Origin of the sequence: Psychromicrobium lacuslunae, assembly GCF_000950575.1 — a bacterium.
Classification (GTDB): Bacteria; Actinomycetota; Actinomycetes; order Actinomycetales; family Micrococcaceae; genus Renibacterium; species Renibacterium lacuslunae.
This window is the reverse complement of record NZ_CP011005.1, coordinates 1,312,271-1,325,953: the sequence shown is the minus strand read 5'-3', so window position 1 is coordinate 1,325,953 and position 13,683 is coordinate 1,312,271. Positions and strand designations below refer to the sequence as shown.

The following is a 13,683-nucleotide window of genomic DNA, read 5'->3' as shown; positions in this document are numbered from 1 at the left end:
CCTCGACACGGCGATGCTGCTTGCTTGCGGGGCCTCCTGGCGGCACAGTGGAGGAGTGCCGGAGAATGAACTGCCAGAGTCTTTCGCCGAGGTCCTTGTGGGCTTCGAGCGATATCTGCTGGCCGAACGTGCTCGTTCGGAGCACACCGTGCGCGGGTATCTTTCCGATCTGATCTCGCTGATGTATTTCGCCATTGCCGATGGTGCACGGTCATTGCAGGAGATCGATCTTTCAATCCTCCGGCAGTGGCTGGGGGAGCAGAGCTCAGCCGGGCTAGCACGATCCACCTTGGCTCGTCGAGCGGCATCGGCACGCACCCTCATGGCCTGGGCGCTACGTGAGGGTCTGATTGAGCAGAATCCCACCGTGCGGCTGAAAGCACCAAAACAACAAAAAACTTTGCCCGGAGTGCTGCATCAGGCGCAGATGCAACGGCTGATCGCCGAGTTCGAGCTGCGTGCGGCCGAGGGCAGCGCACCGGAACTGCGGAACCAAGCGATGATCGAGTTGCTTTACGCCGCTGGACTGCGAGTGGGCGAGCTCGCCGCCCTCGATATCGACGATGTGGATTTTGACCGCCGGACGGTTCGCGTGCTGGGTAAAGGGAATAAGGAACGTACAGTGCCTTTCGGGCTGCCGGCAAGCAAAGCGCTCAACCGATGGCTGCGGGAAGGCCGTGCTCAGTTGTATCAGCCAATGAGCGGAGCAGCTCTATTTCTCGGCGCCCGCGGCGGGCGCATTGACCAACGGCAGGTGCGCGCCGTGGTCGCCGAAGGTCTCGCTGCTTTAGGCGATACAGCGGCGACCAGCCCACATGCGCTACGGCACAGCACTGCAACGCATTTGCTCGACGGCGGAGCAGATTTGCGGGCGGTGCAAGAAATTCTGGGTCATTCATCGCTGGCCACCACTCAGATTTACACTCATGTCTCAGTCGACAGATTGCGGGCAAGCTACCGTCAGGCTCATCCGCGCGCCTGATTCAACCGGCTCGCCCTTTAGCCCACTCGATGAAAGTTTCACTCACGAAATTCCACTGAGGTAATTAGCGTCTGGCGTTCTGTCGCCGAATACGGCACAATAAATTTAGAACAAATAGCGGCAACCATCCGTTAGCACGCAGGTCGTTGGGGAAGACGTACCTACAGCTATGGAGGATGGAATGTCTGTTGTAATGGCACGTGGAGTGCTTTTCGTGCACTCCGCCCCTACTGCGTTGTGCCCGCACGTAGAGTGGGCCATCGGATCGGTGCTCGATGCACGCACCGATCTTGAGTGGACCGCTCAGCCTGCTGCGCCCGGAATGTTTAGGGCAGAACTGTCCTGGACCGGGCCGCAAGGCACCGGGTCTCTGCTGGCCTCAGCGCTCCGCGGCTGGGCTCACTTGCGCTACGAGGTAACAGAGGAGCCGAGCTCCGGTGTGGATGGCGGACGCTGGTCACATACCCCTGAACTGGGCATCTTCCATGCAGTCACCGATGTGCACGGCAATATCATGGTCTCCGAAGACCGGATTCGCTACGCCTACGAAGCGGGAGCGGGGGATCCTGCCCGGGTCTACCATGAACTCTCAATAGCACTCGGCGAAGCCTGGGATGAGGAATTGGAAGCTTTCCGGCACGCCGCCGAGGGTGCGCCGGTGCGTTGGCTGCATCAGGTTGGCTAGTTCCTCGAGGTCGAAAGACCTAGATTAGCGGCAGTGGCTCTGACGCAGATAATTGAGAAGAACAAACGGCTGTGGGTCGGTAGGAAATCCTCCTACCGACCCACAGCCGTTTGAGTTCACCGCGGGAATGCCTACGGTGAACTCGCCGTCTTAGTAGTTACGCACCACGATCACCGCGTTGTGCCCACCAAAGCCGAATGAGTTGCTGAGCGCGACAATATCGCCCTTCGGCAAATCGCGGGCTGTGGTGACCACGTCGAGCGGGATTTCCGGGTCCTGGTTCTCCAAGTTAATGGTGGCCGGTGCCTTGCGATCAACCACTGCCATCGTGGTCAGCACAGCCTCTACAGCACCGGAAGCGCCGAGCAGGTGGCCCATCTGCGACTTAGTAGCGGACACCGCCACATTGTCCACGTGATTGCCCAGTGCGGCCTTCAGAGCGGTGTACTCCGGCTTATCGCCGACCGGGGTGGAAGTGGCGTGCGCATTGACGTGCACCACGTCTTCGGCCTGCGCCCGGGCATCAAAGAGTGCAGCCTTGAGGGCTCGGGTCGCACCCAGGCCTTCCGGGTCAGGGGCGGTGATGTGGTAGGCATCGGCGGTCACCGAGGTGCCGGCCAGCTCACCGTAGATGCGCGCGCCGCGAGCGAGGGCGTGCTCTTCTGCTTCAAGCACCAGAGCACCGGCACCTTCACCCATCACGAAGCCATCGCGATTGAGGTCGTAGGGGCGGGAAGCGTGCTCAGGGTCATCGTTGCGCCGGGAGAGCGCCTGCATGGAGGAGAAGGAGGCGAGCGTCATCGGGTGAATTGCTGCTTCGGTGCCACCGGCCATCACGACGTCGACCTTGCCTGAACGAATCAGTTCAAGCCCTTGGTGGAGTGCCTCAGTGCCGGAAGCACAGGCCGAAACCGGGGTATGCGCCCCGCCACGAGCGCCGAGGTCTAAGCTGACGGCCGCAGCTGCGCCATTGGGCATCAGCATCGGTACCGTCATCGGCAGTACCCGTCGGGGGCCACGGTCACGCAGGGTGTCCCAGGCATCGAGCAGGGTCCAGACGCCGCCAATACCAGTGGCGAAGGCAACAGCAAAGCGATCGTGATCAACATCTTCAATCGCGGCATCTTGCCACGCCTCGCGGGCGGCGATCACGGCGAACTGACTGGATGGATCCAGCCGCTTGGCTTCGACCCTGGTCAGTACCTGATCCGCCGGGTTGGATACCCTGGCGGCAAAAGTTACCGGCAGCTCGTACTTCTCGACCCAGTCATCAGTGAGGGTGTGCGCTCCGGAGACGCCGATCAACGCGTTCTTCCAGGTTGTGGGGACATCGCCACCGATCGGGGTGGTCGCGCCCAGTCCTGTGATGACAACTTTGCGGGACATGTTTTCTCTCTCTTAAAGGTATGAAATAACGATTAGCGGCGGCGTTCAGCACACCATTAACCGGACCGAGCTAGCCCCTGTCTCAGCGCAGCACCTTCGCTGCTATGACGGCAGGTGCTGCACTGCAACAGCGCTGTTTCGGGGTATTAGCTCTGGGCGTTAGCGATGTAGCTAACGGCGTCGCCAACGGTCTTGAGGTTCTTGACCTCTTCGTCCGGAATGCGTACATCGAACTTCTCTTCGGCGTTGACCACGATGGTCATCATCGAGATGGAGTCAATGTCAAGATCGTCGGTGAAGGACTTGTCCAGCTCCACAGCCTCGGGAGCCAAGCCGGTCTCCTCGTTCACGATCTCGGCCAAACCGGCCAGGATTTCTTCGTTGCTAGCCATTCTTGGCTCCCTTTCTACGGTGTTCGCTCAGCAGAATTTGTCCTGAGCAGTGTCGATCAAACCACGGATGTGGCCTGAATCGCGAACTTTCACTGCGTTTTGCGCGGAAAGCTCGCTAAAACTATGAATTTATGGCAAAACTACTACCTGGGCGCCGAATACCAGACCCGCACCGAAACCGATTTGTAGCGACAGTCCGCCGCTGAGCTCAGGGTTTTCTTGAAGCAGCCTGACAGTGGCCAGCGGGATCGATGCGGCGGAGGTGTTGCCGGTGTCTTCGATATCGCGGCCAACCACCACGTGGTCGGGCAGCTTCAGTTCCTTCACCAGAGAATCAATAATTCGCATATTGGCCTGGTGGGGCACAAAAGCAGCAAGATCATCAGCGGTGACGCCAGCGGCCTCCAGCGCCTGCTTGGCCACTTTGGCCATCTCCCAGACCGCCCAGCGGAAAACTGTTTGGCCGTCCTGACGTAGCGTCGGCCAAAGGTTCATGCCAGCAGAAGCCAGCGCTTCGTCCGGGCCGGTGTCGGTGCGTGCTGCGAGCGAGAAATCTCGAACCTCAAGCAGCGAATGGGTCATCCCGATAGCGTCCCACTTGCTACCGTCGGAGCCCCAGATGGTCGGCCCGATGCCAGCGCTTTCGGAAGGGCCAATAACGGCCGCACCGGCACCATCACCGAGCAGGAAGGAAATGGTGCGTTCGTGGTTGTCGATCACGTCGGAGAGCTTCTCAACACCGACCACCAAGACGTAGTCAGCGGTGCCGGAGCGAACTAGCGCATCGGCCTGACCTATGCCATAGCAATAACCAGCGCAGGCCGCCGAGATATCAAAAGCCGGGGCCGGAGTCGCGCCGAGCCGATCGGCCAGCAGCGATGCCGCCGAGGGGGTTGCGAACTGGTGTGTCACGGTGGAAACGATGACCGCGCCCAGCTGAGAGGCCTCAATGCCAGCTTGAGCCATTGCCTCGCGAGCGGCCGCCTCAGCCATTTCGACCACGCCGATTTCCTTCGGTGCGCGACGGCGGGTGACAATGCCGGTGCGCTGCCGAATCCACTCATCGGAGGAATCGATCCACTGGCAAACGTCATCATTGGTGACGACCAGTTCGGAGCGGTAGGAGCCGAGGCCTAGGATGCGGCTGTGCTCCCGGAGAGCAGATTGTTTGAGACTGGGGGTGGACATTATTTCCCTTCCGCTGGCGCTGCCGAGGCGGCGCTTGCGATCAGTTCACGGGCTGCTTCAAGATCGGCGGGTGTTTTTACCGCGACACTGCTCACGCCCGGCATTGCTCGCTTGGCTAGTCCCACCAGGGTCCCGGCGGGAGCCAATTCGATAACGGCGGAGACGCCGCGGCTCAGCATGGTCTCCATGCAAAGATCCCAGCGCACCGGACGAGAGACCTGCGCAATCAAGCTCTCTAGCCCGGCGGCACCGGAGGAGACCTCGGCCCCGTCGTAGTTGGAAAGCAAGGTGACTGCGGGATCGCTAGGATTCAGCGTTGGTTTGAGGGACTCCAGTGCTGTCACCGCGGAAGCCATATGCTCGGTATGGAATGCACCGGCTACCTTCAGTGGGATGACTCTGGCTTTGGCAGGCGGGTTCTCTGCGAACGCGGCGAGCTGCTCAAGGGTGCCAGCGGCCACGGTCTGCCCCGCACCGTTGACATTGGCCGGGGTGAGCCCGGCCGCGGCAATCGCGGCCAAGACCTCGACGGGGTCGCCACCTAGCACGGCGCTCATTCCGGTCGGGGTGACGGCGGCCGCCTTTGCCATTCCATTGGCACGTTCCCGGACGAAGGTCATCGCCGCCGTCTCGTTCAAAAGCCCGGTCAGCGCGGATGCGGTAATTTCGCCTACCGAATGACCCGCGGCAAGAGCGTGAGGATTAGCGCTGCTGAGCAGCTGATCGCCGAGCAGCGCCCGGCCAGCAATCAAGCCCGCGGCCACGATCAGCGGCTGCGCGATGGCGGTGTCTTTAATGGTCTCAGCGTCAGAGCTGGTACCGTGTGCAGCTAAGTCAACACCGGCGACCTCGCTGAGCGCGGCTAATTGTTCCGCAACGCCAGGCAACTCGAGCCAAGGAGCGAGGAAGCCGGGGGACTGGGCGCCCTGTCCAGGGCAGAGGATTGCAAACACGTTATCTAGCTTTCCAAAAAGAACCGGATTTTCCGGTGTTTGTCGACACCAAGCTGCTGCAGGCATCTTGTAGGTTGTCTACAAAAAGTATCAGTAGTTGCCACGAAAGCAGTCCGAGTTTTAGTTGACTGTCCATCATTGGGCTTTCATGGGTTGTGCCAGTCTACCGACCGCAAGGGCGGTTTGCAGGACAAAAGCCTCCCGGGGCAGCAGCGGATCCCAACCGGTAACATCGGTCACCCGCCGCAAGCGGTAACGCACCGTGTTGGCGTGGACGAATAGCTCGCGGGCAGTTGCTTCAAGCGAATGGCCCAGGGCGAGGTAGCTGCTGAGCGTCTCGACCAGCCCATTTGAAGCCGCTAACAGCGGACGATAGATCCCTCGCACCAAGGCTCGCCGCGCATCGTCGTCACCGTTCATCACCCGCTCAGGCCATAGGTCATTAGCGGCAGCGGGGCGGGGCGCTTGGGGCCAGGCGCGGATCGCTGCCAGCCCGGCGAAGGCTGCCCTAGCCGAATGGCTGGCTTCCACGAGCGAAGCCGCCTCCGGGCCGTAAACCACCGGACCCTGGCCGAATAGTTCGCTAATTCGGAAGTAGGCGCTTTCAGAATCGTTCACCCCGCCAAGCACCACGATCAACCGGTCACCTTGGATGCCCACTAAGGCGTCTTCGGCGTGTCGGCTGGCCGCTCGACGCAACTCGTTGACAAAGCCTTGGCCAGCTCCCTCCGGCGCCGAGCCGACCATCACGGTGAACCGGTCGTCTGATTTCCAACCGAGGGCGGCAATCCGGGAACGCAGCACATCGGTATTCTCGCCGCGCAGGATCGCATCGACGATCAACGATTCCAGACGGGTGTCCCACGCGCCACGTGATTCGGCCGCCCGCGCATAGACATCCGCAGCCGCAAACGCCACCTCCCGGGCGTAACGCAAAACGGCTTCCCGCAGTGCAGCCTCATCGCCGGGGGCGGCTAAATCGGGGACTTGGTCTTCGACTGTCTGAACCACAATCCGAATTACCTGGAGCGCTTTTTGCAGGCTAATCGAACTAGCTAGCTCGGTTGGTGCGTTTCCAAAAATATCGGTGAGAACCCAGGCCGGTGAGGCGGGCTTTTCATAGTAGCTAACGAACGAAGCGATGCCGTTTTGGGCCAGCAGGCCCAGGGCGCTGCGCTCTTCGGCGTCCAGGCGACGGAACCACGGCAGCGAGACGTCGAGTTGTTTGGTCGTGGTAGTGGAAAGGATGCCAATGCTGGAGCGTAGTTTAGCCAAGGTCTGCGGATTACTCAGGGCACTAACCTTGGCAGGTTTTAAAGAAGGCATGAAGAGAGTCTAGACCTAGTTCTTGTATGAATCTAACAATCATTCAGTTGTTATGGAGGAATAAGCTCAACTATTTTGTGTGAATCCGACAAGCCTTGTCGAGAACGACGGAGGCCTCGAAGGGCAGTCGAAGACTCGTGATCAGCCTTGACCGGCCTTGATCAGGTCTTGAGAAGTTCCCATCGTCCTTCTGAAACGAGTTTTACCTCAGTGTTCTCGACCCGGATCGCTGATTGATCATCGAGGGCATAGGCAGGCCCCGGAATATTCCGTGCCCACCGCTGCGCGTGTTCGATGGTGTGATCCGGCCAACCGGGATAGTCGAGGTGAGGAAATATTGAGAAATCGACCAAGCCGAGCGTTTCGTCGCCTTGCTCGGGACGCCAATTGAGGAACTCCCGGCCAACTCTTGGTGTCAGCGCCATGCTGCCTGCGCTGACACCAAGCCACACGGTTTCCTGCAACTCGGGCAACAGTTGCCCAAGACCTGATTGTTTGATCCAGTGGCTGAGATAACTGGCTTCGCCGCCATCGACGAGCAGTGCGTCGGCATCTCGCACCCAGCGGGTCCAGCGTTCCTCATCGATGCTTGGTAAAGCAGTTAGTTCTAGCACACCAATCGACTTCCAACCCAGACCGCACAAACCTCCTGGGGCGTCCCAGCCATCTGCAATGGTTTTCCAGACCGTCTGGGCTGAACACATCGGCTGACCCCATTGTGCGGTGGGTACCACGAGCGCGCTGGACTCCTCGATAGGCTTGTCCAAAAGTTCGGTCAATGCCTCACGGATGCTCGCGTTGGTGACTCCTCCGGAGGTGAGTAGCAGTTTCACTGGCTTGGTCCATCGCTCGGTGCCGAGGAGCCATTCGCCCGGCGATAGCGTTCATAGATCACGTTTGGGCTGAAGACTCGACTTTCCACCAGGTCCAAGGTGATTGGCGTGGGAACGGCGGGAAGCAAAGGTGTGCCACCGCCGACGATAATCGGATACCGAAAAATCCCCAGTTCGTCGACCAGGCCAGCCTCGATCGCCGGGCCTGCCAACTCCGCGCCACTGATCTCGATATCCTTATCGGTGGATGCCCGAAGGCTCTCGATCTCTTCACTCAGCGTTCCGGTGGCGAGGCGCGCATTCCCTTCGACTCGATCCAGGCTACGGCTGAAGACGACTTTCGGTAGCGCTTTCCAGACCTCAGCGAATTCTGCGTCGAGCGGTGTTCTAATCAGCGTTGGATCGGTCTCCCAGACTTGCATTGTCTGGTACATTCGTCGGCCCAAGAGGCAGCCGCCAAGTTGGCTGACTCGGGCGAGATGGAAGGCGAACAACTCATCGCTCGGTACTGTCCAGCCGATACCGCCACTGCGGTCGTTGATATACCCATCAATCGATACACCCATCGATACCAACAGCATCTCGCTCCTTCGCGGTCCGGGAATCAGCGGCCGGTAGTTTGTCCTTGGCAGAACGATGCCCCGGTCAGAACAGCCGGAACTCGCGAGCCGCTGAGGTGCTCTTATCCTACTCCGCGCGGATTTTCTCGGCACGGCCTTCAGGAGCACAGTTATCCAGGGTTTAATGCAGTCTGGCCTCAGTGAATCGTGGATTCACTGAGGCCAGATAACGGCACCTTGGTACGGCCTGCTGAACTAGCTATCGCCGCCAGCGTTGCCGGTAGTGCCAGCGTTCACATCAAGCAGCCGGTACTTTTCGATTGCCTGCGTAGGAGCCTGCCAATCGATCTCACCGCGACGCGCCAGCATTTCTAGCGCTCGCACCACGATGGAGTGCGAATCGATCTTGAAGAAACGACGAGCCGCGGCCCTAGTATCCGAGAAGCCGAAGCCATCGGCGCCCAGGGTGGCAAACTCATTCGGCACGAATTGGCGAATCTGATCCGGTACCGCCTTCATATGATCGGTCACCGCGACAATCGGACCGGTCGCGCCAGCCAATTGCTGGGTGACAAAGGGGGTGCGAGCCTGAGCTGCCGGGTTGAGGAACTGTTCCTCTTCCGCAGCGAGGCCATCGCGACGCAATTCGGTCCAGGAAGTGACCGACCAGACGTCCGCCGAGACACCCCATTCCTCAGCGAGGATCTGCTGTGCTTCGAGCGCCCACGGTACCGCCACGCCACTAGCTAGCAGCTGTGTGCGCGGACCATCGATCTTGGCCGGGGCGAGCAGGTAGATACCCTTCACGATGCCATTCACGTCGAGTTCTTCGGGAGCTGCCGGCTGCAGGATCGGCTCGTTGTAGACGGTCAAGTAGTACATCACGTTCCGCTGCTCTTCGGTCAGCGAGCCGTCCTTGCCGTACATCCGCTCCAGACCGGAACGCATGATGTGACCGATTTCGTAACCATAGGCCGGGTCGTAGCTGACCACCGCAGGGTTAGTCGAAGCCAGAATCAGCGAATGACCATCCGCGTGTTGCAGACCTTCACCCGTCAGCGTGGTGCGGCCAGCGGTGGCCCCAATCACGAAGCCGCGGGTCATCTGATCGGCCGCAGCCCAAAGCCCGTCACCGGTGCGCTGGAAGCCGAACATCGAGTAGAAAACATAAATCGGGATCAGCGGTTCGCCGTGAGTAGCGTAGGAAGTCCCCGCTGCGGTGAAGGCCGCAACAGAGCCAGCTTCATTAATGCCTGCGTGCACAATCTGACCGGCCGGGGATTCCTTGTAGGCCAACACCAGATCCCGGTCCACCGAGAGATAATTCTGACCCTTCGGGTTGTAGATCTTAGCGGTCGGGAAGAACGAGTCCATGCCGAAAGTACGTGCCTCATCAGGGATGATCGGCACCACTCGCTTGCCGAATTCCTTGTCCCGCATTAGGTCCTTGAGTAAACGGACGAAGGCCATCGTGGTGGCAGCTAGCTGTTTGCCGGAACCACGATTGGCTACCTCATAAGCCTTATCGCCCGGCAGCGTCAGCTCGGTGTGCTGGTGCCGACGCTCGGGCAGGAAGCCGCCGAGTGCCTGACGTCGCTCCATCAAGTACTTGATCTCCGGCGCATCCATCCCCGGGTGGTAGTAAGGCGGGCTGTAGGGATCGGCCTCGAGCTGCTCATCGGTGATCGGGATCCGCAGGTGATCTCGGAAATCCTTGAGGTCTTGCAGAGTGAGCTTCTTCATCTGGTGGGTCGCATTGCGGCCCTCGAAGTGGGTGCCCAAGCCGTAACCCTTGACGGTGTGCGCCAGAATCACAGTTGGCTTGCCCTTGAACTCCACGGCAGCCTTGTACGCAGCGTAAACCTTGCGATAGTCATGACCGCCGCGCTTGAGGTTCCAGATCTCTTCATCGGTCATATCGGCGACCATTTCCTTGGTCTGCGGGGACTTTCCGAAGAAGTGCTCGCGGACGAAACCGCCGGACTCTGCCTTATAGGTCTGATAGTCGCCGTCGACAGTGGTGTTCATGATGTCGACCAACGCGCCGTCGTCGTCCTTGGCCAGCAGGCTATCCCACTCGCGGCCCCAGACCACCTTGATCACATTCCAACCGGCGCCACGGAAGAAAGCTTCAAGTTCTTGCATAATCTTGCCGTTGCCGCGCACCGGACCGTCAAGGCGCTGCAGATTGCAGTTGATCACGAAGTTAAGGTTGTCCAGCTTGTCATTGGCAGCGAGCTGCAGCAGGCCACGGGATTCCGGCTCGTCCATTTCGCCGTCACCCAGGAAAGCCCAGACCTGAGCATCGGAGGTGTCTTTGATGCCGCGGTTCTCCAGATAGCGGTTGGACTGCGCCTGGTAGATCGCATTCATCGGACCGATGCCCATTGAAACGGTGGGGAATTCCCAGAACTCAGGCATTAGTCGTGGGTGCGGGTAGGAGGAGAGTCCGTGACCTTCTTTGGATTTCTCCTGACGGAACCCGTCGAGATCTTCCTCGCTCAATCGGCCTTCCATGAAGGCGCGGGCGTACATGCCGGGGGAGGCGTGACCCTGGAAATACACTTGGTCGCCGCCGCTGGGGTGGTCTTTGCCGCGGAAGAAGTGATTAAAGCCCACTTCGTAGAGCGTTGCCGCGCCAGCGTAGGTGGAGATGTGCCCACCGACACCAATGCTGGGCTTCTGCGCCCGGTGCACCATTACGGCAGCATTCCAGCGCAGCCAGGCGCGGTATTTACGTTCGATTTCCTCGTCGCCGGGGAACTCGGGTTCCTGATCGGCGGGGATGGTGTTGACGTAGTCGGTGGTGGTCACCATCGGCACACCGACGCTTTGCGCTCCGGCGCGCTGCAGCAAGGAACGCATAATGAATTGCGCCCGTTCGGTGCCCTGTTCCTTAATCAGCGAATCAAGGGACTCAATCCACTCAGCCGTTTCCTCCGGATCTCGGTCAGGCAGCTGATTCGTCAACACGCTCAGAATGTGAGAATTTTCTTCCCCAGCAGTCACGTTCAACCTCTCTTGTGAAGCATGCTTTTGCAACATTGGTCTGAAGCATTCATGGGTTTAACCCATCGTTTACTCTAGTCCTCCAAGGCGAGGGATGCGTAGCTGAGGGCCGGACTATGAAGCGAGCGGCGGCGGGATTCCGGGCATTTGAGAACATACTGAGGCCGAGCCGCGGGGCTACCTGAGGCCTTGCTGAGCGGTTCCGAGCTATTGCGGAGTGGCAACGAGGGACTTGAAGCTGGCGGGATTAGGGTGTTGTCTTGTGATCAAACACATACTGCAGAAAGGTTCGGTAAACACCGTGAGCGAGGCCGACGCCGGCACATCGGCGAATGTGGCGGTACCACTTGGGTTCAAAGCAGGCGATCTGATTCAGGAGTTCGGATACGACGAGGACATTGATTTTGACCTCCGTGACGATATTGAGGATCTGATCGGTTCCGAGCTTCTCGAGGAAGATGATCACGAGGTTGTCGATGCGGTTTTACTTTGGCATCGGGCCGACGACGGCGATTTAGTGGATGCGCTGATGGATGTGCTGACTTCCTTAGAGGACGGCGGAGTGGTCTGGGTCCTGAGCCCCAAGTCGGGACGCGAGGGCTACTTGCCGCCCGCTGAGATTCAGGAAGCTGCGCCCACCGCTGGCTTGCATGTCACCTCCTCGGTGGGTGTTTCGGAAGACTGGGCGGCTACTCGCTTGGTTCCCCGCCGCAATAAATGACAATGCTCAAGCCCGGCGCCAGGCTCCCTGATTTCAACCTTGAGAATCAGTTTGGCGAGCGAGTCCTGAGCGATGGCTTGCTAGGCCGTCGGTTGCTGCTGGTCTTTTACCCCTTCGCCTTCTCGCCTACTTGCGGTTCCGAATGGTTTGAGTTGAAGGAACATGCGGAGAGCTTCACCGCTGCCGCGGTAAGCGTGCTCGGTGTCTCGACAGATACCAAGTATGCACTCAGAGCATATGCTGAGGCCGCCGAACTCCCTTTTGAGTTCTTAAGCGACTTCTGGCCGCACGGTGAGGTGTCCCGGGCCTTTGGCGTCTTTAACGAGACACGCGGGATGGCCGAACGCGGCAGCTTTCTGTTCGATGAGTTAGGTCTGCTGCAGGTCAGTTTCGGCAGCCCGAGCAGCACCGCCCGTAGCTGGGAAAGCTACCAGGATGCCCTGACCGCTTTGGCTGCGAAGTGAGCGATGCCAGGGTCCGGCGGCCAGGTCTGGGCTTGACCGGCTTCGTGGCGACCGACGGTGCCGATTCGAGCGTCGAACTGACCGAGCCGCAACGCGAACTCCTCGAACAAGCCGTTGCGCAGTTGCAGGGGCGGCAAATCGCTTTACTGACCGGTGCCGGCCTGAGCACAGACTCGGGCATCCCGGATTATCGAGGTCCTGGAGCGCCGGTTCGCAATCCTCTGACCTATCAGCAGTTCACCCAGGATGAGTCGCTCCGCCGTCGTTATTGGGCGCGAAACCAGTTAGGTTGGCGGCACTTGCACCATGCCAAGCCAAATTCCGGTCATTTTGCGGCTGCCCGGTTGGAGGCACGCGGCCTGCTGAGCGGGACCATCACCCAGAATGTCGATAGGTTGCATGAGGATGCCGGGGCGAGGAACGTGGTTGATTTACATGGCCGCTTCGATCGAGTGATCTGCCTCAACTGCGAAACCGAGTTCGGCCGGAATCAGATCGCCCTGCTGATTGACCAGGCCAATCCTGGTTTCGTGGAGAGGGCAGAGGCGAGCGGGGAGATCGACTTAGCTCCCGATGCCGACGCCGAACTGGATAGCGCCGAGCTGATCGACTCGTTCCACATTCTGGCTTGTCCGGTCTGCGGGGGCATGCTGAAACCAGATTTTGTCTTTTTCGGCGAGAATGTGCCGAAGGAACGAGTTGAGCGAAGCTTTGAGATCCTCAATCGGGCGGAAGTGTTGTTGGTCGCCGGTTCATCGCTCACCGTAATGAGCGGACTGAGGTTTCCACGACGCGCGGTGAAGGACGGCAAATCGGTGGTGATTATTAACCGCGGCCAGACCCGAGGCGACGATCTCGCAACGCTGAAAATCGATCTCGGAGTCGGTGCAGCATTGGAGTACCTCGCCAATGAGCTGCCCGATTTGCGATAAACAAGTCAACATCGGGTAGAGTAGTACTTCGTTGCGCGGCACAGCCGAACAACGATCAAGCACTATGGGTCTTTAGCTCAGCTGGTAGAGCGCCACGTTTACACCGTGGATGTCATCGGTTCGATCCCGGTAGGACCCACCAACGAAGCCGCCGTTCAGACGTATTACACGTCAAAACGGCGGTTTGTGGTTTAAGACTTGCAATTCACCGTTGGCAAACGAAATACCCAAAACCGTAGAAGGACAATCAGG

At 59.5% G+C, this 13,683-nt stretch carries 13 protein-coding genes and 1 tRNA gene; 6 read left to right on the top strand and 8 right to left on the bottom strand.

Annotated features, from left to right (window positions below):
• The first annotated feature begins 55 nt into the window (after window positions 1-55).
• Together UM93_RS06200 and UM93_RS06195 are read left to right on the top strand one after the other, a co-directional pair.
• Window positions 56-982: a tyrosine recombinase XerC gene (locus UM93_RS06200; protein ID WP_045074397.1), complete on the top strand. Its 927-nt coding sequence runs from the start codon at window positions 56-58 to the stop codon at window positions 980-982.
• A 181-nt stretch (window positions 983-1,163) separates the two neighbouring features.
• Window positions 1,164-1,667 (top strand): DUF3145 domain-containing protein, encoded by a 504-nt coding sequence (locus UM93_RS06195; RefSeq protein WP_045074396.1) that lies wholly within the window; start codon window positions 1,164-1,166, stop codon window positions 1,665-1,667.
• 150 nt (window positions 1,668-1,817) lie between these two features.
• Here UM93_RS06195 and fabF read toward each other — a convergent pair whose 3' ends face one another.
• The 8 genes from fabF to aceE form a co-directional block, all read right to left on the bottom strand.
• On the bottom strand, window positions 1,818-3,053 hold the full coding sequence (gene fabF, locus UM93_RS06190; RefSeq protein WP_045074394.1) for a beta-ketoacyl-ACP synthase II: 1,236 nt from the start codon (window positions 3,051-3,053) through the stop codon (window positions 1,818-1,820).
• A gap of 146 nt (window positions 3,054-3,199) precedes the next feature.
• On the bottom strand, window positions 3,200-3,445 hold the full coding sequence (locus UM93_RS06185) for an acyl carrier protein (RefSeq protein ID WP_045074393.1): 246 nt from the start codon (window positions 3,443-3,445) through the stop codon (window positions 3,200-3,202).
• A gap of 129 nt (window positions 3,446-3,574) precedes the next feature.
• Complete coding sequence (locus UM93_RS06180) at window positions 3,575-4,633, bottom strand: beta-ketoacyl-ACP synthase III (protein ID WP_045074392.1); 1,059 nt, start codon at window positions 4,631-4,633, stop codon at window positions 3,575-3,577.
• Complete coding sequence (locus UM93_RS06175; protein WP_045074390.1) at window positions 4,633-5,586, bottom strand: ACP S-malonyltransferase; 954 nt, start codon at window positions 5,584-5,586, stop codon at window positions 4,633-4,635. The genes UM93_RS06180 and UM93_RS06175 overlap by 1 nt, the downstream gene beginning before the upstream one ends.
• A gap of 135 nt (window positions 5,587-5,721) precedes the next feature.
• Window positions 5,722-6,912, bottom strand: coding sequence for a PucR family transcriptional regulator (locus UM93_RS06170; RefSeq protein WP_045074389.1), 1,191 nt, complete (start codon window positions 6,910-6,912; stop codon window positions 5,722-5,724).
• Window positions 6,913-7,073: 161 nt separating this feature from the next.
• Window positions 7,074-7,745 (bottom strand): Type 1 glutamine amidotransferase-like domain-containing protein, encoded by a 672-nt coding sequence (locus tag UM93_RS06165; RefSeq protein WP_045074387.1) that lies wholly within the window; start codon window positions 7,743-7,745, stop codon window positions 7,074-7,076.
• Window positions 7,742-8,326 carry a dihydrofolate reductase family protein gene (locus UM93_RS06160; protein ID WP_045074386.1) on the bottom strand — a complete coding sequence of 195 codons (585 nt, stop codon included), beginning with the start codon at window positions 8,324-8,326 and terminating at the stop codon, window positions 7,742-7,744. Before UM93_RS06160 ends, UM93_RS06165 begins: the two co-directional genes overlap by 4 nt.
• A 234-nt stretch (window positions 8,327-8,560) precedes the next feature.
• Window positions 8,561-11,350 (bottom strand): pyruvate dehydrogenase (acetyl-transferring), homodimeric type, encoded by a 2,790-nt coding sequence (gene aceE, locus UM93_RS06155; protein ID WP_234399391.1) that lies wholly within the window; start codon window positions 11,348-11,350, stop codon window positions 8,561-8,563.
• Window positions 11,351-11,615: 265 nt separating this feature from the next.
• Between aceE and UM93_RS06150 the strand changes: the two genes are divergently transcribed.
• The 4 genes from UM93_RS06150 (at window position 11,616) to UM93_RS06135 (ending at window position 13,573) form a co-directional block, all read left to right on the top strand.
• Window positions 11,616-12,035 carry a DUF3052 domain-containing protein gene (locus tag UM93_RS06150; RefSeq protein WP_045076981.1) on the top strand — a complete coding sequence of 140 codons (420 nt, stop codon included), beginning with the start codon at window positions 11,616-11,618 and terminating at the stop codon, window positions 12,033-12,035.
• Window positions 12,032-12,499, top strand: coding sequence for a redoxin domain-containing protein (locus UM93_RS06145; RefSeq protein WP_045074384.1), 468 nt, complete (start codon window positions 12,032-12,034; stop codon window positions 12,497-12,499). The genes UM93_RS06150 and UM93_RS06145 overlap by 4 nt, the downstream gene beginning before the upstream one ends.
• Window positions 12,496-13,431, top strand: a complete 936-nt coding sequence (locus UM93_RS06140; protein WP_045074383.1) for an NAD-dependent protein deacetylase — start codon at window positions 12,496-12,498, stop codon at window positions 13,429-13,431. The genes UM93_RS06145 and UM93_RS06140 overlap by 4 nt, the downstream gene beginning before the upstream one ends.
• Before the next feature lie 66 nt (window positions 13,432-13,497).
• A tRNA-Val gene (locus UM93_RS06135) sits at window positions 13,498-13,573 on the top strand.
• Window positions 13,574-13,683 lie beyond the last annotated feature (110 nt).

What these genes read in the sequence shown, in the direction of transcription:
- UM93_RS06195 (WP_045074396.1), top strand. Translation starts at nt 1,164, where the DNA reads ATGTCTGTTGTAATGGCACGTGGAGTGCTTTTCGTGCACTCCGCCCCT.
- fabF (WP_045074394.1), bottom strand. Translation starts at nt 3,053, where the DNA reads ATGTCCCGCAAAGTTGTCATCACAGGACTGGGCGCGACCACCCCGATC.
- UM93_RS06185 (WP_045074393.1), bottom strand. Translation starts at nt 3,445, where the DNA reads ATGGCTAGCAACGAAGAAATCCTGGCCGGTTTGGCCGAGATCGTGAAC.
- UM93_RS06180 (WP_045074392.1), bottom strand. Translation starts at nt 4,633, where the DNA reads ATGTCCACCCCCAGTCTCAAACAATCTGCTCTCCGGGAGCACAGCCGC.
- UM93_RS06170 (WP_045074389.1), bottom strand. Translation starts at nt 6,912, where the DNA reads ATGCCTTCTTTAAAACCTGCCAAGGTTAGTGCCCTGAGTAATCCGCAG.
- UM93_RS06160 (WP_045074386.1), bottom strand. Translation starts at nt 8,326, where the DNA reads ATGCTGTTGGTATCGATGGGTGTATCGATTGATGGGTATATCAACGAC.
- aceE (WP_234399391.1), bottom strand. Translation starts at nt 11,350, where the DNA reads ATGTTGCAAAAGCATGCTTCACAAGAGAGGTTGAACGTGACTGCTGGG.
- UM93_RS06145 (WP_045074384.1), top strand. Translation starts at nt 12,032, where the DNA reads ATGACAATGCTCAAGCCCGGCGCCAGGCTCCCTGATTTCAACCTTGAG.